Raw genomic sequence first — 19,661 nt, 5'->3', positions numbered from 1 at the left:
GAGGCGACCGGCGTCCGCCCCGGTCCCGGGGAGGCCACCACGCCCGCCCCGTCCGCCTGACACGCCGCCCACGCGCCCACGCCGCCCACGCCGCCCACGCCGCCCACGCGCAACCCTCGTTGCGACGTGACGACGCGGTTGTCCGGTTCACGGTGTCCGGTCCGCACCCGGATGTCGCGACCGTCCCGTGGTCGGTGCCACGCGGGCGGCGGAATCGTGGGCGGGCCCGGGTCGTTGAACGTGGCATACCCACCGCGCTCCCCCCGCGCCACGGTGGCCCGCCGGCCGGCGGAATCGATGGCCGGGTCGGGTCGTTGAGATCCCCCGGACGCCCGAGCAGGCCCCCGCCGCCGGAGTGGTCCGTTCCGACTCCCCCTGCGCGGCACACCGCATCCCCCGGTGAGTGTCCGCGTGTCCCCCGATCGAAAGGTGCCCCCAACATGCGTACCGATCTGATCCGTAGGACCGCCCTGACCGCTGCCGGGCTCGCCTTCACCGGCGGCGCCATCGCCGGCCCCGTCACGGCCGCCGTCGCCTCCCCCACCCAGAGCCCGGCCGTCACGGTCGCTCAGGACCGCAAGGGCGGCGAGCGTGAGCTCGGCGTGCGCTACGAAGCCCAGCCCAACTTCTACTACTGCGGCCCCGCCGCCGCCCGCAACGCCCTCAGCGTCCAGGGCAAGAACATCGACGTCGACGCCATGGCCAAGCTCATGGGCACCACCGAAGCCGGCACCAACTCCATCAACGACATCACCCCCGTGCTCAACAAGGAAACCGGCCGCGACGCCTACCAGTCCGTCGAGATCCGCGACCCCGCCGCCGACGACACCCAGACCGACAAGCTGCGCGCCGACATCGTCACCGCCATCGACGAAGGCCACGCCGTGGTCGCCAACATCGCCGGCACCGCCACCGACACCGACGGCACCACCCACTCCTTCGAAGGCGGCCACTACATCAGCGTCGTCGGCTACCGCGACAACGGCAACACCGTCACCATCGCCGACTCCGCCGACCCCGACCAGGCCACCTACCGCATGAGCATCGACAACCTCGCCGACTGGACCGCCACCCGCGGCTACACCGCCTGACCCCACCGCGACCACACGCACCACGACAGGAACGACGACAAGGGCCGGCCCCGACACGGGGACCGGCCCTTTCGTCACGTCCACGGCTGTCCGCCGTCGGGCCGGGGCGGGTGGTCGGCTCAGCCGCCCGAGTCGGCCAGTTCCGCGCCCTCGGGGACGGTGTCGTCGTCGCGGCTGGCCAGCCAGCCCTCCGGGAGGAACACCTTGCCGGGCGAGTTGGTGCGGCCGCGCGGCTGGCCCAGCGTGGCCACCGGAAAGGGCTCGGTCGGGTCCAGCTTGCCGAGCAGGTCGTCGAGCTGGGCCAGACTCTCGATCATGGCCAGCTCGCGACGCAGCTCGCTGCCGACGGGGAAACCCTTCAGGTACCAGGCCACGTGCTTGCGGAAGTCGGTGCAGCCGTCCCGCTCGCCCCGGGCGGGCGTACGCGAGCCGGCGGTGAACTGGTCGACCAGCAGTTCCGCGTGGCGGCGCATGGTGCGCGCCACCTCGCCGAGGGCGGGTAGCCGGCGCTCCGGCCGGCCGTCGAACGCAGCCTCCAGGTCGGCGAAGAGCCACGGGCGGCCCAGGCAGCCCCGACCGACGACCACCCCGTCGACGCCGGTGTGCGCCACCATCCGCAGCGCGTCGTCGGCCTCCCAAATGTCGCCGTTGCCGAGCACCGGCACGTCGAGGGCCTGCTTGAGCGTGGCGATGGCGTCCCAGTCGGCGGTGCCGGAGTAGCGCTGCGCGGCCGTACGCCCGTGCAGGGCGACCGCCGCCACGCCCGCGTCCTGCGCGGCGAGGCCCGCCTCGACGTACGTCAGGTGGTCGTCGTCGATGCCCTTGCGCATCTTGACCGTGACCGGCACGCCTGCGGGCGAGGCGGCGTCCACCGCGGCCCTGACCAGCCGCGCGAAGAGCCGGCGCCGCCACGGCAACGCCGAGCCGCCGCCCCGGCGGGTGACCTTGGGCACCGGGCAGCCGAAGTTCAGGTCGATGTGGTCGGCGAGGTCCTTCTCCACCACGATCCGCACGGCGGCGGCGGTGATCTCGGGATCGGTGCCGTAGAGCTGGAGGCTGCGGGGCCGCTCGTCGTCGCCGAAGGCGATCATGCGCAGCGTCTTCGGGTTCCGCTCGACCAGGGCGACGGTGGTGATCATCTCGCAGACGTAGATGCCGCCGCCCTGCTCCCGGCAGAGCTGCCGGAAGCCGACGTTGGTGATGCCGGCCATCGGCGCGAGCACCACCGGGGGCCACACCTCGTGCCGCCCGATGGTCAGCGGGCGGCGTGCTGGTCCGGTCGCAACGGTCACCCGCCAAGTGTAAGGAAGGGCCCCCTCCTAACGCCTCGTGCAGAGGCAGGGCCCCCTCCTAACACGGCGCATATCACAGTCGGCGCAGCACCGGGGCGGTCTCCACAGCGGGTGGCGTCGTCCACAGGCGCCACCGGTCGGCCCGGACACAGTGGCGGCCCCGCGCCCATGCTGCCCCTCATGCGTGAGCATCCACCCGAACTCGCCGATGCGGCGGAGCGACAGCAGCAGATCGTCACCCGGGCCCAACTACTGGCCGCCAGCTTCGACGACATGTACCTGTACCGCCAGACCCGGCGCGGCCTGTGGCAGCGCGTGCTGCCGGGCACGTACTCCCTGGTCACCGGCACCCTGACCGAGGAACAGCGGCGGATCGCCGCTGCGCTGTACGCCGGACCGGAGGCTCAGCTCACCGGGCTGGCCGCGCTCATCTGGTACGGGTTCCGGCAGAGCCCACGCACCGACGACGTACACCTGATCGTGCCGCACCAGGCGCGGCGAACCTCGGCGGGATTCGCCCGGGTCGCACGGTCCCTGGCCCTGGATGCCAGGGCCCGGCGAACGTCGATCTATCCGGTCTGCTCGCCGGCACGGGCCGTGGTGGACGCGGCGCGGGACCTGCACCACCTGCGTCCGGTACGCGCGATCGTCGCCGAGTCCGTGCAGCGCGGGTTCACTGACCTGGCCCGGCTGGACGAGGAGATCCGCCGGGCCCGGCGAAGCCGGACGGCGCTGGTCAGGAAGGCCTTCTCCGAGGTGGTACAGGGCACCCGGTCGGCGCCGGAGGCGGAGTTGCGGGAGTGCCTGGCCGGCAGCCGGCTGTTGCCGGAGATTCGGTGGAATCCCCGGCTGGTCGCAGGCGACGGCGGATCGCTGCCGACGCCCGACGGTTACCTCGCCGACGCGGCGGTGGCGCTCGAGGTCGACTCGCAGGAATACCACTTCAGTCCTGGTGACTGGGCGCGGACGCTCGACCGGCACAACGAACTGAGCCGACACGGCATCCTGATCCTGCACTTCACCCCGGCGCAGATCCGCCGCGACCCGGGCCGGATCCGCCGCACGGTGGAGGACGCGTACGAGTCCAGGCGCGGCGTCGGCGCCGCGAGCCGGGTCCGCGTCGAGCCCGTCGAGGTGCCGGGTTAAAGCGGGTGAGCCTTCCAGAAGTGTTAGGAAGGGCCCCTTCCTATACCGAAAACGTTAGGAAGGGGCCCTTCCTTACACCTCAGCAGCCGGGGAGGCGCTCGATCAGGTAACGCTCGACCTGGTCGAGCGCGATGCGCTCCTGGGCCATGGTGTCCCGGTTCCGCACGGTCACCGCGTCGTCGTCGAGGGTGTCGAAGTCGACCGTCACGCAGAACGGGGTGCCGATCTCGTCCTGGCGGCGGTAGCGGCGGCCGATCGCCTGCGAGTCGTCGAACTCCACCACCCACCGCTTGCGCAGGTCGGCGGCGAGGCCCTTCGCCTTGGGCGAGAGCGCCTCGTTGCGCGACAGCGGCAGCACCGCCACCTTGACCGGGGCCAGCCGCGGGTCGAAGCGCATCACGGTGCGCTTGTCCACGCCGCCCTTGGTGTTCGGCGCCTCGTCCTCGTCGTACGCCTCCAGCAGGAACGCGAGCACCGCGCGGGTCAGGCCGGCGGCGGGCTCGATGACGTACGGCATCCAGCGCTCGCCCTTGGCCTGGTCGAAGTAGGACAGGTCGACGCCGGAGTGCTTGCTGTGCGTGGAGAGGTCGAAGTCGGTGCGGTTGGCGATGCCCTCCAGCTCCGCGAACTCGGTGCCGCCGAACTGGAAGCGGTACTCGATGTCGACCGTGCGCTTCGAGTAGTGGGAGAGCTTCTCCTTCGGGTGCTCGTAGAAGCGCAGGTTGCTCTCCGACAGGCCCAGGTCGAGGTACCAGTTCCAGCGCTCGGAGAGCCAGTACTCGTGCCACTGCTCGTCCGAGCCGGGCTCGACGAAGAACTCCATCTCCATCTGCTCGAACTCGCGGGTACGGAAGATGAAGTTGCCCGGCGTGATCTCGTTGCGGAACGACTTGCCGGTCTGGGCGATGCCGAACGGCGGCTTCTTGCGGGCGACCGTCTCGACGTTCTTGTAGTTGACGAAGATGCCCTGGGCGGTCTCGGGCCGCAGGTAGTGCATGCCCTCCTCGCTCTCGACCGGGCCGAGGAAGGTCTTCATCAGGCCGTTGAACATCTTCGGCTCGGTGAAGGTGCCCTTGTTACCGCAGTTCGGGCAGTTCAGCTCGGTCAACGACGCCGGCGGCTTGCCGTGCTTGGCCTCGTACGCCTCCTCGAGGTGGTCGGCCCGGAACCGCTTGTGGCACGACTGGCACTCGGTCAGCGGGTCGACGAAGGCGTCCAGGTGGCCGGAGGCGGCCCAGACGTCGCGGGCCAGGATCACGGCGGAGTCGAGGCCGACCACGTCGTCGCGCTGCTGGACCATCGTCTTCCACCACTGCCGGCGGACGTTCTCCTTCAGCTCCACGCCGAGCGGACCGTAGTCCCACGCCGACCGGGTGCCTCCGTAGATCTCGCTGGAGGGGAAGACGAAGCCTCGGCGCTTGGCGAGGCTGACGACGGCGTCGATACGGTCGGCTGGCATGTTTCCTCCTACGCCGACTGGCGGTCGGCGGGGACGCGGTGGGGAACGGAAGGAACAGTTCGGGACAACGGTACGACCCGTGCCGTCCCGGGCCCAGCAGAATACCGGGGGCGGGTCAGCTCACCCCGCACACCTCCATGCCGCCGGTCTGCTGGTCCTGCGCGAGGGTGACCTCCTGCCGGTCCTGCCGGCCACCCGTGTAGGTCACGTCGACCGGCACGGTGAGGGAGACGGCGTCCACGTCGCCCACCCGGAAGGTCGCGATCCGCGGCTCGGCGGAGACCCGGCGCTCGAACTCCCGGCGTGACTCGCGCCGCTGCGCGTCGTCGCAGAGCTGGTCGTACGCCGCGCCGTACTTGCGCTCGACGAGCGCCTGGTAGTAGTCGGTGGAGACGGTGCGCCCCTGCTCGCGCACGGCCTGCACCCCGGTGACGACCAGACCCACCACGGCCGCCCCGCCACCGCCGCAGCAGAGCAGCACGGCGAGCGCCCCGGCACCCAGCCCGAGCCAGAGCCGGGTGTTGCGCCCCTCGGTGGGCGGCGCCGCGAAGGGCGGGGAGACCCCCGGCCCGGCCGGTGGGGCGGGCACGCCCGGATCCGCCGGTGGGCCGGGCAGGACGGGCGGCTGCGCCCCCTGCTGGCCGGGCTGCGGAGGGTACGGCGGCGGGGTCGCCGGTCCGGGAGCGGTCATGCATGCAATGTAGTGCCCGCCGGCTCAGCGGTAAGGACCAGCGGCCCGATCGCTGGCGGTCCGGACGACCTCGCCGCCCGGGGCGGCGTTGGCGAGCGCCTCGTACGCCGACGGCTCGTCGAGCGACTCGGCGAGCAGCGGCACGGCGGTGATCTTGACGTCGAAGCCGCCCAGGGCGCGCCGGTAGGTGCCGACCGACTCCCACTCGGTGACCAGGCACCAGTGCCGCGGGTCGTCCAGCGCCCGGACGAGTTGGCCGCGCAGGTAACCGGGGCGGGCCGCGAGCGCGGCGAGGGCGGCGTGCGCCCGCTCGGTGAACTCGTCGGCGACATCGACGTCCACCACGAACCGGTTCGTCACCAGCACGGGGTTCCTCCTCGTAGAGTCTGTGGGATGCAGCGTACGCAGAGCCGGATACCGGCCCGGTTGGCCCGGGCGAACCCGACGACGGTGTTCCTGGTCACCCTCGTGCTGGTGCTCGTCGCGTTCTTCACGCCCGGCGCGGTCGGCGGGCTGTTCACCCTGCTGCTGGCCGCGGCGGTGGCCGCGCTGCTGGTCATCACCTGGTCGGTGCAGACGGCGCCGACCCGGGTGATCCGGCTGGTGGCGCTCACCCTGCTGGTCACCGCGGGCCTGGTGAAGCTGCTCTGACATGCAAGCATGCGTTTTTGACAATCATTATCGTTGTCGCGGAGAGTTCGTGACATGAACATCCGCTCCGCCCCCCGCACCCTGGCCGTCGCCACCACCGCCCTGCTCGCCCTGGGCGGTGTCACGGCCTGCTCCGACGACGGCACCGCCGGCGCCGACCCGCAGCGGGTCGACGTGGTGGCCGCCTTCTACCCGTTGCAGTTCCTCGCCGAGCGCGTCGGCGGCGACGCGGTGAAGGTGAGCAACCTGGTCAAGCCCGGGGCGGAGCCGCACGACCTGGAGCTGAACCCGGGCCAGGTCGGCCAGGTCGCCGAGGCGGAGCTGGTCGTCCTGCTCAAGGGCTTCCAGCCGGCGCTGGACGAGGCCGTCGAGCAGAACGCCAAGGACCGCGCGTTCGACGTGTCGACCGTGCAGCCGCTGATGGACGCCGCCGCTGGCGGCCACGACCACGAGGGCGAGGGCGAGGAGCACGGCCACCCCGAGGAGTCCGGCAAGTCCGAGGAGCACGGCCACGAGGAGAACGGCACCAAGGACCCGCACCTCTGGCTGGACCCGACCCGCCTCGCCACGGTCGGCGACAAGCTCGCCGAGCGGCTCGGCCAGGCCGATCCGGACCGCGCCGGCGACTACACCACCCGCGCCAAGGCGCTACGCGCCGAGCTGGAGAAGCTGGACGCCGAGTTCACAGCCGGGCTGAAGACCTGCCAGCGGCGGGAGATCGTGGTCAGCCACACCGCCTTCGGCTACCTGACCGAGCGCTACAAACTGGAGCAGATCGGCATCACCGGGCTCAGCCCGGACAACGAGCCCGCCCCGCAGCGCCTCGCCGAGGTGATCGAGGAGGCCCGGGAGCACAAGGCCACCACGATCTTCTTCGAGACGCTGGTCAGCCCGAAGGTGGCCGAGACCATCGCCAAGGAGGTCGGCGCGAAGACCGCCGTGCTGGACCCCCTGGAAGGGCTGACGCCCGGCGGCGGCGACTACCTTTCGGTGATGCGTACCAACCTTGCGACCCTGAGGACGGCGTTGAGCTGCTCGTGACATCCCCAGTCATCACCGTCGCGCACGGGGTGGTCGGCTACGACGGCCGCCCCGTGCTTCGTGACGTCTCGTTGACCGTGACCGCCGGCGAGGTGGTCGCGGTGCTCGGCGCCAACGGCTCCGGCAAGTCCACCCTGATCCGCGCCGCGCTCGGCCTGGTGCCGCTCAGCTCCGGGTCGGTCACCCTCTTCGACCGCCCGTTGCGCCGCTTCCGGCAGTGGCACCGCATCGGGTACGTCCCGCAGCGCCTCGGCGCCGGCAGCGGCGTACCGGCCACCGTCCGCGAGGTGGTGGCCTCCGGCCGGCTCGCCCGGCGCGGGGTGCTGCGCCCGCCCGGAGGGGCGGACCGGGCGGCGGTGGCCGCCGCGCTGGCGGCGGTCGGGCTCGCCGATCGGGCCCGCGATCCCGTGGCCACCCTCTCCGGCGGGCAGCAGCAACGCACCCTGATCGCCCGGGCGCTGGCCGGCCAGCCGGAGCTGCTCGTCCTCGACGAGCCCACGGCCGGGGTCGACGCCGCCAGCCAGGAGGCGTTCGCGGGGGCGCTGCACGGCTTCGTCGCCGGCGGCGGCACGGTGCTGCTGGTGGCCCACGAGCTGGGGCCCCTGCGACCGCTGATCACCCGGGCGGTCGTCGTACACCAGGGTGGGATCTGCCACGACGGCGCGGTGCCCGAGCCCGCCGGCCACCACGCGGAGCCCGACCACGACCACGTGCACCCGCACGGTCCCGACGAGCCCGCCGGGCTGTGGAGCAGCTGAGATGGAACTCTTCCAGTACCCCTACATGCAGCGGGCCCTGATCGGGGCGCTGATCATCGGTCTGGCCGCCCCGGCGCTCGGCATCTACCTGGTGCAGCGGCGCCTCGCCCTGATCGGCGACGGGGTGGGGCACGTGGCGCTCACCGGCGTCGGTGCCGGCCTGCTGCTCAACCGCTCACCGGTGCTCGTCGCGGTGCTCGTGGCGACCGCCGGCGCGGTCACCATCGAGCTGGTCCGCGCGCGGGGACGCACCTCCGGCGACCTGGCGCTGGCCCTGCTCTTCTACGGCGGCATCGCCGGCGGCGTGACGCTGGTCGGGCTCTCCGACAGCACCAGCGTCAGCCTGAACTCCTACCTGTTCGGGTCGCTGAGCACCATCACGCCGGCGGACCTGACCACCATCGCGGTGCTCGGCGCGACGATCGCGGTGACCATGCTGGCGCTGCGCCCGGCCCTGTTCGCGGTCTGCCACGACGAGGAGTACGCCCGGGTCTCCGGCCTGCCGGTGCGCACGCTCAACCTGCTGCTCGCCGTGGCCACCGCGGTCACCGTCACGATCGCCATGCGGGCCGTCGGGGTGCTGCTCATCAGCGCCCTGATGGTGGTGCCGGTGGCGACCGCGCAGCAGGTGACCCGAGGTTTCCGCAGCACGATGACCGCGGCCATGGCGCTCGGGCTCTTCGCCGCCGGCGCCGGGGTCTGGGTGGCGGCGAACGCCGACACCGCCCCCGGTGCCTCGGTGGTGCTGATGGCGATCGCCTCGTTCGGGGTGGTCGCGATTCTCGGCGCGGCGTGGCGGGTGCTGCGCCGGCGGCGCACCCCGGAGGCCGCGCCCGCGCCCGAGCCCGAGCCGCACGAGGTCGTGCTCCACTGATCCTGCTCAGCGAAGCGTCGGTGGGATTGGTTACCGTTACGGGGTGACCGACGGATCAGGCTACGACGCCTTCGAGGGCGCCAGCGAGCTGCTGCGTGCCCTCTCGGCGCCGATCCGGCTGGCCATCGTCAGCGAGCTCGCCGAGGGCGAGCGCTGCGTGCACGAGCTGGTCGACAAGCTCGGTGCCGCGCAGCCGCTGGTCTCCCAGCACCTGCGGGTGCTGCGGGGCGCCGGCGTGGTGCGCGGCTCCCGGCGGGGTCGCGAGATCGCGTACGCGCTGGTCGACGAGCACGTGGCACACATCGTGGCCGACGCGGTGAGCCACGCCGGGGAGGGATCATGATCATGACGGGTGCCACGGTCCGCAACACCCGGCAGCGCTCGGCGGTGAGCGCGCTGCTCGGCGAGTTGGAGGGCTTCCACAGCGCGCAGGACCTGCACGCGATGCTGCGCGAGCGCGGCGAGCGGGTCGGGCTGACCACCGTCTACCGCACCCTCCAGGGGCTCGCCGACACGGGCGAGATCGACGTGATGCGCCCGCCGGGCGGCGAGCACCTCTACCGCCGGTGCAGCGAGGGCCACCACCACCACCTGGTCTGCCGGTCCTGCGGCCGCACGGTGGAGGTCGCGGGGCCGACGGTGGAGAACTGGGCCGAGCGGGTCGCGGCAAAGCACGGCTACGCCGACGTCAGCCACACGCTGGAGATCTTCGGCACCTGCCCGGCCTGCACGGGCTGATCCCGTCCGGTCCGCACGGGCTGATCCTGCCCGGCCCGCACGGGCTGATCCCGTCCGTCGTCGAGCGGGGGTGCCGGTCCGCCCGGTGCGCCGTCCGCCGGGCCCCGCGGTGCGCCGTCCGCCGGCCCCGCGGTGCGCCGCCGTTCGTGCCGCGTGCCAGGGGCCCCGCGCGCGTGGCACGCTGTCCGGCGTGAAGATCTACGCCGATCGTTTCCCGACCGCCGTCCGACAGTTGATCACCGACCTGCTCGTCGTCGCCTGGGTGTACGGAGCGATCCGTGGCGCGCTGTGGCTGCACGACCTGGTCCAGAAACTCGCCGTACCGGGGCAGAAGCTGGAGGGTGCCGGCGGCGGCCTGGCCGACAACCTGGCCGAGGCCGGCAGCAAGGTCGGCCGGGTGCCGCTGGTCGGCGACGAGCTGACCGCGCCGTTCGAGCGGGCCGCCACCGCCGCCCGGTCGCTCGCCGAGGCGGGCCGGGACCAGCAGGAACTGGTCGATCAACTCGCCCTCGCGCTGGCCGTCGCCGTGCTGGTCTTCCCGCTCGGCCTGGTGCTCTTCGGCTGGCTGCCGTTGCGGGTGCGCTGGATGCGCCGGGCCGCCTCGGCCGCGAAGCTGGCCGCCGCTCCCGCCGGCCGGGACCTGCTCGCCCTGCGCGCGCTGGCCACCCAGCCGCTGGGGCGGCTGACCCGGATCGCGCCCGACGTGGCCGAGGCGTGGCGACGCGGCGACCACGCCACCGTCGACGCACTGGCCGCACTGGAACTACACCACCTGGGCCTGAAACCCACCCGCTGACCCCCGCCCCCGCCCAGGCCCCAGGCCCCTGGGCCCGGCCCCAGCCCAGCCCCGGCCCAGGCCCGGCCGAGGCCCAGCCCAGGCCCAGCCCCAGGCCAGGCCCAGGCCCAGGCCCAGGCCCAGGCGATCATGCAGTTGTGGTGGCCGGGACGGTCGGACTCGCCCCTTTCGTGGGGCACCCCAGCTGCACGATCGACCCGGATCGGGGGGCAGGGGTCAACGGGAGGGTGCGGGCGGGATGCGGCGGCGGACGTCGTCGGTGGTGGACGGGCCCGGCGACCAGCGGGCCACCCACGGCAGGTCGTCGGCGGGGGTGATCACGCCGTCCTCCAGGGCGGCGTAGCGCCCGGCGAGGATCCGCTTCGCGGCGAGCGTGTCGACGGAGTCGGTGTTGTCCCACAGGGCGTTGAAGAGCGCGTCGACGCGGACCCGGGCCTGCCGGCAGAACAGGTCGGCCAGTTCCACGTTCTCGGGCCGGGCCTCCCGCTCGGCGTGGGCGCGTACGCAGACCGCGGACATCGCGAACAGCTCCGCGCCGATGTCCACCACCCGGCCGAGGAACGCCTGCTTGCGCTCCATCTTCCCCTGCCAGCGGGACATCGCGTAGAACGTCGACCGGGCCAGCTTGCGCGAGGCGCGCTCCACCTGCCGCAGGTGACCGGCCAGCGGGCCGAACTCGGCGTACGCCGACGGGCGCTGCCCCCGGCCGACGGCGAGGGTGGGCAGCCACTTCGCGTAGAAGGCGCCCGCCCGCGCACCGGCCCTCGCCTTGCGGCCCAGCCCGGCGTCCGGGTCGATGATGTCGCCGGCGACCGACAGGTGCGCGTCGACCGCCTCCCGGGCGATGAGCAGGTGCATGATCTCGGTGGAGCCCTCGAAGATGCGGTTGATCCGCAGGTCGCGCAGCATCTGCTCGACGGCGGCGGGTCGCTCGCCCCGGGCGGCGAGCGAGTCGGCCGTCTCGTAGCCGCGACCGCCGCGGATCTGCACCAGCTCGTCGGCGATCTTCCAGGCCATCTCGCTGGCGTAGAGCTTGACCAGCGCCGCCTCGATCCGGATGTCGTTGCGGTCGTCGTCGGCGAGCAGGCAGCAGAGGTCCAGCATGGTCTCCATGCCGTACGTCGTCGCGGCGATGAAGGAGAGCTTCTGGGCCACCGCCTCGTGCTCGCCCACGGGCCGCCCCCACTGCACCCGGTCGACGGCCCACCCCCGGGCCACGTTCAACGCCCACTTGCCGGCCCCGACGCACATGGCCGGCAGCGACAGTCGCCCGGTGTTCAGGGTGGTCAGGGCGATCTTCAGGCCCTTGCCCTCGCCGCCGATGACGTTCTCCTTCGGTACGAAGACGTCGTGGAAGCGGGTCAGGCTGTTCTCCAGGCCACGCAGGCCGATGAAGGCGTTGCGCCGTTCGACCGTGATGCCCTCGCTGTCGCCCTCGACGACGAAGGCGGTGATCCCGCCGCGCCGCCCCTCGGTGGCGGGCACCCGGGCCATCACCACGAGCAGGGTGGCGACGGTGCCGTTGGTGGCCCACAGCTTCACGCCGTTGAGCCGGTAGCCGGTGCCGTCGGGCGTGGGCTCGGCGGTGGTGCCCAGCCGGGCCGGGTCGGAGCCGACGTCCGGCTCGGTGAGCAGGAACGCGGAGACCTCACCGGCGGCGAGCCGGGGCAGGAAGCGCTGCTTCTGCTCGGCGGTGCCGAACATCTTGAGCGGCTGCGGCACCCCGATGGACTGGTGCGCGGAGAGCAGTGCGCCGAGGGCCGGGCTGATGGAACCGGCCAGCATGAGCGCCCGGCAGTAGTGCAGGTTGCTGAGCCCGAGCCCGCCGTACGACCGGTCGATCTTCATGCCGAACGCGCCGAGCCGGGCCAGGCCCTGGAACACCTCGTCCGGGATGGCCGCGTCCCGCTCGATCGCGGCACCGTCCACCTCGGCGGTGAGGAAGTCGCGGAACCGGCCGAGGAACTCGTCGGCGCGGGCGACGTCCGCGGGGTCGGAGCGCGGCCAGGGGTCGATCAGGTCGAGCCGGAACCGGCCGAGGAAGAGTTCCTTGCCGAAGCTGGGCCGGTCCCAGGTGGACTCCCGGGCCGCCTCGGCGACCTGCCGGGCCTCCTTCTCGGAGACCTGGCCGGCCTCCGTCGGCAGCGCCCCGGCCGTGCCGGCCGTCGGCGGGCCGTCGGCGGTCGTCGCCGGCCGGTCGTCGCCTGTTCCGTCGGACGCGGGTCGGCTGTTCTCTGTCGTGGTCACGGCGGCCTCCTCGAACCTTGGTCCGGATGCGTCAACGTGCTCGACAAACAGCACGCTACCCCCGGGTGTTACCCAGGGGTAGCGTTCGGTAAATATCGAGTTGCGTCGTGTCAGTCCGCGAGCGAACGCGGCTCGTCGTCATCGTCGTCATCGTCGTCGTCCTCGCCCCAGTTGCGCCGGGAGAACGGCAGGAACACCCAGAAGGTGAGGAACCAGAGTCCGGCGAGTCCACTGAGCACGAAGGCGACGCTGCGGTCCAGCACGAAGTCGGTGATCAGCAGCACCGCGCTGACCATCGAGATCAGCATGAAGGCGAGGCCACCGCTGGCCATGCGGTGCGCGAAGCGCACGAGCTCCGGCTTGCGGCCCTGCCGGAACAGCGCCCGGTGGAACGCCACCGGCGAAATGATCATCGCGGTGGCGGCGGCGGCCGCCAGCAGCGCGACGATGTAGATGTCCTTCTGGAACTGCGTCGTACGGGTGAAGCCGCTGCTGAACGGAAGGGTGAGGAGGAAGGCGAAGAGAATCTGCACGCCGGTCTGGGCGACCCGCAGTTCCTGGAGCAGGTCGGCGAAGTTGCGCTGCCAGCGCTGCTTCTCGGTTTCCTTGGACACGCGCTACCTCCGGTCAGACGGTACTGCCGGCGGGGGCGGCCGGCGGCAGCATCGCTGATGCCCCACCGGCTCACGCGCGAAACCGACTCACGTCACTGTCCGGGGCCGTTCCGGGATCGTCAGGAGCCGCGCCGGATCCGGCCCGCGTACCGGGCCTCCAGGGCGCTGTTGTGCTCGTCGCCCCCGGCGATGTTGGCCGACAGGTAGACCGGGGGCCGCTCCCCCGCCGCCAGCAGGCGGGCCACCACCTCGACCGTGATCTGCTGCGCCAGCAACGCGGCCGTGATCGACGAGACCGCGCCGACCGCGCCGCCGCCGGGCAGCGGCAGCGTCGCGTCGCCGTACGGGGCGCCGTTGTCGAGCACCACGTCGGCGAAGTCGGCGAGCCTGCGACCCGACGGATGGCGGGACGTCATCTGCCCGGAGTGCTGTGCCGAGGTGATCGCGACCAGCCCGTGGCCCTTCTCCCTGACCAGCGAGGCGAACTCGACCATCGCGCCGTTCACGCCGGAGTTGGAGGCGAGCACGAAGACGTCCCGGGGGCCGACCGGCGCCAGCTCGTAGAGGCGGTGCGCCACCGCCGGATCGCGCTCCAGCAGCGGCCCGAGCACGTTCGCCGGGGCGCCGCCCACGAGCACCAGGTCCCGCAGGGCGATCCGGTTCGTCGGGACCAGCCCGCCGGCCCGCCCGGCGATCTCCATGGCCAGCGCCTCGGAGTGGCCCGTGCCGAACGCGTGGACCACGCCGTCGGCGCGTACCGCCTCGGCGATCAGGTCGGCGGCCCGCCCCACCGCCTCGCGCTGGCTCTCGGCCACCCGGTTGATCGTGGCGGTCACCACGGCCAGGAACTCCTCGGCGCTCACGGGCGTGTCAGTCCCGTCCATGTCGTACCTCCGTCGGGGTGGGGCCCGGCGTCCGCCGGGCGACGTCGCGGGCGGGTCAGACCGGGTCGTGCACCCGGGCCAGGATCGCCTCGGCCAGCGCGGCGGGCGCCTCGTCGGGGATCCAGTGGCTCACCCGGGGCAACTCGACGAAGCGGTAGTCGGCCGTCACGTGCCCGGCGCACGCCTCGGCGGCGGTCCGGCCGACCGCGATGTCGCGACCGCTCCACACGTACGTGGTCGGCACCGTCACCGGCCCGACGGAGGTCAGGTCCCGGCGGGACATGGCGCGGTACCAGTTCAGCGCGGCGGTCAGCACGCCCGGCTCGCGCATCGGGTTCGCGTACGCGGCCACCCGCGCGTCGTCGCCGACCCCGTGCAACATCCGGCGCAGCCCGGTCGCGCCCAGCACCAGCAGCGCCTTCTCCGCCTTGCCGGGCTTGCGGAACAGCGCCATGTACGCCGAGCGCGCCTTCTGCCCGGCGTCCTCGGCCAGCACCCGGGCCATGGCGGCGGGGTGCGGCACCGAGACCGCGGTCAGCGTGCGGACCCGGTCGGGATGGTGGGCCGCGACGGCCCACGCCACGATCGCACCCCAGTCGTGCCCCACCAGGTGTGCCGCGTCGACGCCCAGCGCGTCGAGCAGGCCCAGCACGTCGGCGACCAGCTCCGGCAGCCGGTAGGCCTCGACCGCCTCCGGTCGCGCGCCCGGCGAGTAGCCGCGCTGGTCCGGCGCGTACGTGCGCAGGCCCGCGGCGTGCAACGCGGGCACCACGCCGTCGAACTCCCCGCCGTGCTGGGGAAAGCCGTGCAGCAACAGGACGGGCGTGCCGCCCTCCGGTCCGCCGGCGCGAACGTCGAACGTCAATCCTCGGGCCTCGATCCGCATGATCGTGAGCCTACCCAGCGCCGCACCCGGCCGCCCGCAAGCTGCCCGCCCACGTCGGCGGTTCCGTCCGGACCGGCCCCGCCGGGTCGCCGCCGGTCACTCGTACTGCTGCCGGGGAACGGGCACCTGCCGCCAGGACTCCACGTCCAGGTAGGGGATCTCGGCGTCGTTGACCGGGTCGCGGGCGATGCGGTCGCTGTAGCGGCCGGTCACCTCGATCCAGGTGTCGTCGGCCAACCCGTCGGGGGCTGCGCCGGTCAGGCCCAGCTTGACCGGCCGGCCGTCGGCGGCACAGCAGGAGAGCACCATCCGGGCCAGCAGCGGCCGGCCGTCGGCGCCGGTGGTGACGAAACCGCTGAGTTGGACGCGGCGGTCGCCGATCGAGGCGCCCCGTTCGAACAGGGCCCGGGAGGCGTAGTCGAGCACGGCGATCCGCACCGGGTCGCCGTCGGGCAGCGGCGGGTAGTCGGACGGCTGCTGGCGGGTGGAGACGGCGGTGCCGGCCTGCCCGGCCGCGTACGAGCCCAGGGCCGGCGGGGCGACCAGCAGCAGGCCCAGCACGGGCAGGATGAGCAGCCAGCCGACCCGCGGCTCGTGGTGGCCGTGCCCGCCGTCGTGGTCGCCCTGGGCGTGGTGGCCGCCTTGGTCGCCCTGGGCGTGGTGGCCGTCGTGGTGGCCGGCAGGCGTGCGGCGCAGCAGCGGGCGCAGCTCGTAGTAGAGGGTCATGACCGCGGCGGCCACCAGCAGCAGGCCGGCGGCGACCAGGAAGGGCCGCAGTCCCTCCTTGACGTAGCGCAGGTGCAGGTCGGTGAGGCTGGCCCGGATCACCGCGCCCCCCAGCAGCAGCAGGACGACCGCCTGCGCCTGCCGGTTCACAGCAGCACCGCCCCGGTCCCGACGGCCACCGCGACGGCCACCACGAAGGTGGTCGGGGCGAACCGTAGCGCGAACCGCCGGCCGAAGACCCCGGCCTGCATCGAGATGAGCTTCAGGTCGACCATCGGCCCCACCACCAGGAACACCAGTCGGGAAGTCAGCGAGAACTGCGACAGCGAGGCCGCGACGAAGGCGTCCGCCTCGGAGCAGAGCGAGAGCAGCACCGCCAGCGCGGCCAGCGCGAGCACCGAGAGCACCGGCTCGTCGGCGAGGGTCTGCAACCAGCGCTCGGGCACCACGACGTTGATCGTGGCGGCGGCGGCCGCGCCGATCACCAGGAACCCGCCGGCGTGCGTGACGTCGTGCCGGACGGCCCCCCAGAACGCCCGGCCGCGCGAGCTGTCGTCCAGCTCCGGCCGGCGCGGCAGCCGGATCCAGTCGGCCCGGCCGAGGCGCAGCCACAGCCAGCCCATGGCCATCGCGACGAGCAGGCTCGCGACGGCCCGGCCGAGCACCATCGCCGGGTCGTCCGGGAAGGCCACGGCGGTGGCGGTGAGCACGATCGGATTGATCGCCGGGGCGGCGAGCAGGAACGCCAGGGCGGCGGCCGGGGTGACCCCGCGCCGGATCAGCGACCCGGCGATCGGCACCGCCCCGCACTCGCAGCCGGGCAGCACCACGCCGGCCGCGCTGGCCACCGGCACCGCGAGCGCGGGATGACGCGGCAGCGCCCGGGCCCAGAACGACCGGGGCACGAAGACCGCGATCACCGCGGAGAGCACCACCCCGAAGACCAGGAACGGCACCGCCTGCACCAGGACCGAGACGAAGACGGTGGTCCAGGTCTGCAACCGGGGCGCCGACAGGGCGCGGGCGAGCGGGTCGCGGAAGACGACCAGCAGGATCAGCAGACCGGCGAGCACCTCCACCGACCCGACCCGCCGGTCCGGGCCGCGGGGCGCCGCCGGCGTCTTCTCGCGTACGCCCTGGGCGGTCACGCCCACCGCGCCCGGGTGCGGCCCGTCCGGCGCGCGGCGCTCAGCCTCGGATGTCACGTCCGTGTCCCTCTGCCGGGTTCCCAGTGGCCGCCCGAGAGTACCGGGGCGGAATCGACCGCGTCGATCGTGCGCGCCGGTGAGCTGCGCAAAGATCACTTTGCTCGATGATCTTCGAAGGTGTTAGCGTCGGCACGACAACTTCACATCCGACAGGGGAGCGCACAGCGCTGAGAGTGCGGGCACCGCCCGCAGACCCTCGAACCTGATCTGGGTAATGCCAGCGCAGGGAGTTCGGTCGACCTCCAGCCGCGTCGACGTCCGGCACGTCCGGGCGCGGCGTGCGTCTTCTCCTGGTTCTCGTTCGGGACTGGGAGCATCATGCGAGACAACAACACCGCCACCCGGTGGCGTACGGTCGACGTCGTCGTCGCCGCGGTGATCGCGGTCGCCTTCGGCGTCATCTTCTGGGCCTGGGGCCTGCTGTGGCGGGCCGTCGACCCGGCGTTCGCGTTCTTCCCCGCCGGCCAGGCGATCATGTACGGCGTGTGGCTGGTCCCGGCCGTCCTGGGCGGCCTGGTGATCCGCAAGCCCGGCGCGGCGCTCTTCTGCGAGGCGGTGGCGGCGACGGTCTCCGCGCTGCTCGGCTCGGAGTGGGGCGGCGTCACCATCGTCCAGGGCCTGATCCAGGGGCTCGGCGCCGAGCTGGCCTTCGCCGCGTTCCGCTACCGCTCGTTCCGGCTGCCCACCGCGCTGCTCGCCGGCGCGCTGACCGGCCTCGGCGCGGCCCTGTTCGACTTCTTCGTCTGGAACAGCGAGTACGCCCTGGGCAGCTACCGGATCCCCTACGCCCTGCTCACCATCGTCAGCGCCACCGTCGTCGCCGGTGCCGGCGGCTGGGCCCTGACCCGCGCCCTCGCCACCACGGGTGCGCTGGACCGCTTCCCGTCCGCCCGCACCCGCCCCCTAATCTGACCCACCCATCCACCCAGGATGCGTTGATCATGAAGTTGTTGTCACGACACGCCGTGCCGAACGACAACAACTTCATGATCAACGACTGCGGGCGGGGTGGGCGGGGCGGGAGGGAGGGGTTGGCGTGGGGGCGGTGACGCTGCGGGGGTTCGGGTGGCGGCACGCCGGGCGACGGGCGTGGGCCGTACGCGGGGTGGACCTGCGTGTCGAGGCCGGCGAGCGGGTGCTGCTGCTGGGCCCCTCCGGCGCCGGCAAGAGCACGCTGCTCGCCGCGCTGGCCGGGCTGCTGCCCGAGGACTCGGGCGAGCAGGAGGGCACCGTCGAGATCGACGGGCTCGACCCCCGCAAGGGGCAGGAGCGGGTGGGCATCGTCTTCCAGGACCCGCAGACCCAGCTCGTGATGGCCCGCAGCGGCGACGACGTGGCGTTCGGGCTGGAGAACCGCGGCACCCCCGCCGGGGAGATCTGGCCCCGCGTCGACGAGGCGCTCACCCGGGTCGGCTTCCCGTACCCCCGGGACCGGCCCACCGCCGCCCTCTCCGGCGGCGAGCAGCAGCGGCTCGCCCTGGCCGGGGTGCTGGCGCTGCGCCCCGGCCTGCTGCTGCTCGACGAGCCGACCGCCAACCTCGACCCGACCGGCGCGGCGCTGATCCGGGCGGCCGTGGCCGGCGCGCTGGACGCCGACACCACGCTGATCCTGGTCGAGCACCGGGTCGCCGAGGCGCTGTCGCTGGTCGACCGGGTGGTCGTGCTCGAACCCGGTGGCGGCGTCCGCGCCGACGGCACGCCCGAGGCCGTCTTCGGCACACACGGCGACGCGCTCGCCGACGAGGGCGTCTGGGTGCCCGGCCGCCCGGTGCCGCCCCGGCACGCCACCACCCCGCCCGGCGACGTGCTGCTCACCGCCGACCGGCTCGGCCTGCCGCCCCGGCTGGCCGCCGTCGACCTGGCGGTACGCGCCGGCGAGGCGCTCGCCGTCGTCGGGCCCAACGGGGCCGGCAAGTCGACCCTCGCGCTGCTGCTCGGTGGCCTGCTCAAGCCTCGGACGGGCCGGGTCGCGGCGACGACGGCACTGGCCGGCGGCGACGAGCGCACTCCCCCGCACCGCTGGCGTGCCCCGGCACTGGCCCGCCGGATCGGCTCGGTCTTCCAAAACCCGGAGCACCAGTTCGTCACCAACACCGTCTTCGACGAGCTGGCTCTCGGCCCGCGCCGCACCAGCCAGCCCGAGGCGGCGGTGCGGTCCACGGTCGACGCTCTGCTGTCCCGGCTGCGGCTGACGAAGCTCGCCGCCGCCAACCCGTACACCCTCTCCGGCGGGGAGGCTCGGCGGCTGAGCGTGGCGACCGCCCTGGCCACCGCGCCCCGCCTGCTCGTCTGCGACGAGCCGACCTTCGGTCAGGACCGGCGCACCTGGCTGGAGCTGGTGGACCTCTTCGCCGAACTACGCGACGCCGGGCACGGCCTGGTCGCCGTCACCCACGACCCGGAGTTCGTCGCCGCCCTGGCGGACCGCCGCCTCACCCTGGAACGCCCGTGAGCAGCCCCGAACCGGTCGCCGCACCGGCCACCCACCCGGACCGCCGCCTCACCCTGGAACGCCCGTGAGCAGCCCCAAACCGGTCGCCGCACCGGCCACCCACCCGG

Annotated in this window: 21 protein-coding genes and 1 riboswitch; of the genes, 11 read left to right on the top strand and 10 right to left on the bottom strand. The window is 73.3% G+C overall.

Features of this window, described 5'->3' with window-relative positions:
* Positions 1-440 precede the first annotated feature (440 nt).
* The gene (locus KBX06_RS20705; protein WP_210837610.1) at positions 441-1,091 is read left to right on the top strand and encodes a C39 family peptidase; all 651 of its coding nucleotides are present in this window, start codon (positions 441-443) and stop codon (positions 1,089-1,091) included.
* A 119-nt stretch (positions 1,092-1,210) separates the two neighbouring features.
* Here KBX06_RS20705 and dusB read toward each other — a convergent pair whose 3' ends face one another.
* Positions 1,211-2,383: a tRNA dihydrouridine synthase DusB gene (dusB, locus tag KBX06_RS20700; RefSeq protein ID WP_210837608.1), complete on the bottom strand. Its 1,173-nt coding sequence runs from the start codon at positions 2,381-2,383 to the stop codon at positions 1,211-1,213.
* A gap of 180 nt (positions 2,384-2,563) precedes the next feature.
* Here dusB and KBX06_RS20695 point away from each other — a divergent pair, with 180 nt between their 5' ends.
* Entirely contained in the window at positions 2,564-3,529 is a 966-nt protein-coding gene (locus KBX06_RS20695) for a type IV toxin-antitoxin system AbiEi family antitoxin domain-containing protein (RefSeq protein ID WP_210837606.1), read from the top strand.
* 79 nt (positions 3,530-3,608) lie between these two features.
* On the opposite strand, the gene KBX06_RS20690 is transcribed toward KBX06_RS20695, so the two are convergent.
* The 3 genes from KBX06_RS20690 to KBX06_RS20680 form a co-directional block, all read right to left on the bottom strand.
* Complete coding sequence (locus KBX06_RS20690) at positions 3,609-4,988, bottom strand: glycine--tRNA ligase (protein ID WP_210837604.1); 1,380 nt, start codon at positions 4,986-4,988, stop codon at positions 3,609-3,611.
* A 115-nt stretch (positions 4,989-5,103) separates the two neighbouring features.
* Entirely contained in the window at positions 5,104-5,577 is a 474-nt protein-coding gene (locus KBX06_RS20685; RefSeq protein ID WP_210837701.1) for a hypothetical protein, read from the bottom strand.
* Positions 5,578-5,703: 126 nt separating this feature from the next.
* The gene (locus KBX06_RS20680) at positions 5,704-6,045 is read right to left on the bottom strand and encodes an antibiotic biosynthesis monooxygenase (protein ID WP_210837603.1); all 342 of its coding nucleotides are present in this window, start codon (positions 6,043-6,045) and stop codon (positions 5,704-5,706) included.
* A gap of 27 nt (positions 6,046-6,072) precedes the next feature.
* On the opposite strand from KBX06_RS20680, the gene KBX06_RS20675 reads away from it, so the two are divergent.
* The 7 genes from KBX06_RS20675 to KBX06_RS20645 all read left to right on the top strand — a co-directional run bounded on the left by KBX06_RS20675 (position 6,073) and on the right by KBX06_RS20645 (position 10,537).
* The gene (locus KBX06_RS20675) at positions 6,073-6,330 is read left to right on the top strand and encodes a hypothetical protein (protein ID WP_210837601.1); all 258 of its coding nucleotides are present in this window, start codon (positions 6,073-6,075) and stop codon (positions 6,328-6,330) included.
* A 54-nt stretch (positions 6,331-6,384) separates the two neighbouring features.
* Positions 6,385-7,371, top strand: coding sequence for a metal ABC transporter substrate-binding protein (locus tag KBX06_RS20670; RefSeq protein WP_210837599.1), 987 nt, complete (start codon positions 6,385-6,387; stop codon positions 7,369-7,371).
* A complete protein-coding gene (locus tag KBX06_RS20665; RefSeq protein WP_210837597.1) occupies positions 7,368-8,129 on the top strand; it encodes a metal ABC transporter ATP-binding protein in 762 nt (253 codons plus the stop codon). Before KBX06_RS20670 ends, KBX06_RS20665 begins: the two co-directional genes overlap by 4 nt.
* A 1-nt stretch (position 8,130) precedes the next feature.
* Positions 8,131-9,003, top strand: a complete 873-nt coding sequence (locus KBX06_RS20660) for a metal ABC transporter permease (RefSeq protein ID WP_210837595.1) — start codon at positions 8,131-8,133, stop codon at positions 9,001-9,003.
* Between the two features lie 43 nt (positions 9,004-9,046).
* The gene (locus tag KBX06_RS20655) at positions 9,047-9,346 is read left to right on the top strand and encodes a metalloregulator ArsR/SmtB family transcription factor (RefSeq protein ID WP_088998913.1); all 300 of its coding nucleotides are present in this window, start codon (positions 9,047-9,049) and stop codon (positions 9,344-9,346) included.
* 2 nt (positions 9,347-9,348) lie between these two features.
* Entirely contained in the window at positions 9,349-9,741 is a 393-nt protein-coding gene (locus KBX06_RS20650; RefSeq protein WP_210837699.1) for a transcriptional repressor, read from the top strand.
* Positions 9,742-9,931: 190 nt separating this feature from the next.
* A complete protein-coding gene (locus tag KBX06_RS20645) occupies positions 9,932-10,537 on the top strand; it encodes a hypothetical protein (protein ID WP_210837593.1) in 606 nt (201 codons plus the stop codon).
* Between the two features lie 216 nt (positions 10,538-10,753).
* Here KBX06_RS20645 and KBX06_RS20640 read toward each other — a convergent pair whose 3' ends face one another.
* From KBX06_RS20640 to KBX06_RS20615, 6 genes are all read right to left on the bottom strand, one after another.
* Positions 10,754-12,784 carry an acyl-CoA dehydrogenase family protein gene (locus KBX06_RS20640; RefSeq protein ID WP_374225660.1) on the bottom strand — a complete coding sequence of 677 codons (2,031 nt, stop codon included), beginning with the start codon at positions 12,782-12,784 and terminating at the stop codon, positions 10,754-10,756.
* 110 nt (positions 12,785-12,894) lie between these two features.
* On the bottom strand, positions 12,895-13,398 hold the full coding sequence (locus KBX06_RS20635; protein ID WP_210837589.1) for a DUF6328 family protein: 504 nt from the start codon (positions 13,396-13,398) through the stop codon (positions 12,895-12,897).
* Between the two features lie 119 nt (positions 13,399-13,517).
* Positions 13,518-14,282 (bottom strand): sugar isomerase domain-containing protein, encoded by a 765-nt coding sequence (locus tag KBX06_RS20630; RefSeq protein WP_210837587.1) that lies wholly within the window; start codon positions 14,280-14,282, stop codon positions 13,518-13,520.
* 55 nt (positions 14,283-14,337) lie between these two features.
* Positions 14,338-15,168, bottom strand: a complete 831-nt coding sequence (locus KBX06_RS20625; RefSeq protein ID WP_210837585.1) for an alpha/beta fold hydrolase — start codon at positions 15,166-15,168, stop codon at positions 14,338-14,340.
* A 96-nt stretch (positions 15,169-15,264) separates the two neighbouring features.
* On the bottom strand, positions 15,265-16,044 hold the full coding sequence (locus tag KBX06_RS20620) for a TIGR03943 family protein (RefSeq protein WP_210837583.1): 780 nt from the start codon (positions 16,042-16,044) through the stop codon (positions 15,265-15,267).
* Positions 16,041-17,042 (bottom strand): permease, encoded by a 1,002-nt coding sequence (locus KBX06_RS20615; RefSeq protein WP_307854703.1) that lies wholly within the window; start codon positions 17,040-17,042, stop codon positions 16,041-16,043. The genes KBX06_RS20620 and KBX06_RS20615 overlap by 4 nt, the downstream gene beginning before the upstream one ends.
* A 201-nt stretch (positions 17,043-17,243) precedes the next feature.
* Positions 17,244-17,349, top strand: a riboswitch (TPP riboswitch).
* A 71-nt stretch (positions 17,350-17,420) separates the two neighbouring features.
* Between KBX06_RS20615 and KBX06_RS20610 the strand changes: the two genes are divergently transcribed.
* Both KBX06_RS20610 and KBX06_RS20605 read left to right on the top strand, forming a co-directional pair.
* Positions 17,421-18,014, top strand: a complete 594-nt coding sequence (locus KBX06_RS20610) for an ECF transporter S component (RefSeq protein WP_210837581.1) — start codon at positions 17,421-17,423, stop codon at positions 18,012-18,014.
* Positions 18,015-18,138: 124 nt separating this feature from the next.
* Positions 18,139-19,554 (top strand): ABC transporter ATP-binding protein, encoded by a 1,416-nt coding sequence (locus tag KBX06_RS20605; RefSeq protein WP_210837579.1) that lies wholly within the window; start codon positions 18,139-18,141, stop codon positions 19,552-19,554.
* The last annotated feature ends 107 nt before the right edge of the window (positions 19,555-19,661 follow it).

The sequence above is a fragment of the Micromonospora sp. C31 genome (genome assembly GCF_018070575.1).
Lineage (GTDB): Bacteria > Actinomycetota > Actinomycetes > Mycobacteriales > Micromonosporaceae > Micromonospora.
Note: the sequence above shows the minus strand (reverse complement) of the source record. Positions and strands in the feature narration are given on the sequence as shown.

Bases quoted from the DNA above. Each gene is read 5' to 3' on its own strand.
- KBX06_RS20705 (WP_210837610.1), top strand. From the start codon at position 441: ATGCGTACCGATCTGATCCGTAGGACCGCCCTGACCGCTGCCGGGCTC.
- KBX06_RS20695 (WP_210837606.1), top strand. From the start codon at position 2,564: ATGCGTGAGCATCCACCCGAACTCGCCGATGCGGCGGAGCGACAGCAG.
- KBX06_RS20690 (WP_210837604.1), bottom strand. From the start codon at position 4,988: ATGCCAGCCGACCGTATCGACGCCGTCGTCAGCCTCGCCAAGCGCCGA.
- KBX06_RS20675 (WP_210837601.1), top strand. From the start codon at position 6,073: ATGCAGCGTACGCAGAGCCGGATACCGGCCCGGTTGGCCCGGGCGAAC.
- KBX06_RS20670 (WP_210837599.1), top strand. From the start codon at position 6,385: ATGAACATCCGCTCCGCCCCCCGCACCCTGGCCGTCGCCACCACCGCC.
- KBX06_RS20660 (WP_210837595.1), top strand. From the start codon at position 8,131: ATGGAACTCTTCCAGTACCCCTACATGCAGCGGGCCCTGATCGGGGCG.
- KBX06_RS20650 (WP_210837699.1), top strand. From the start codon at position 9,349: ATGACGGGTGCCACGGTCCGCAACACCCGGCAGCGCTCGGCGGTGAGC.
- KBX06_RS20630 (WP_210837587.1), bottom strand. From the start codon at position 14,282: ATGGACGGGACTGACACGCCCGTGAGCGCCGAGGAGTTCCTGGCCGTG.
- KBX06_RS20625 (WP_210837585.1), bottom strand. From the start codon at position 15,168: ATGCGGATCGAGGCCCGAGGATTGACGTTCGACGTTCGCGCCGGCGGA.
- KBX06_RS20610 (WP_210837581.1), top strand. From the start codon at position 17,421: ATGCGAGACAACAACACCGCCACCCGGTGGCGTACGGTCGACGTCGTC.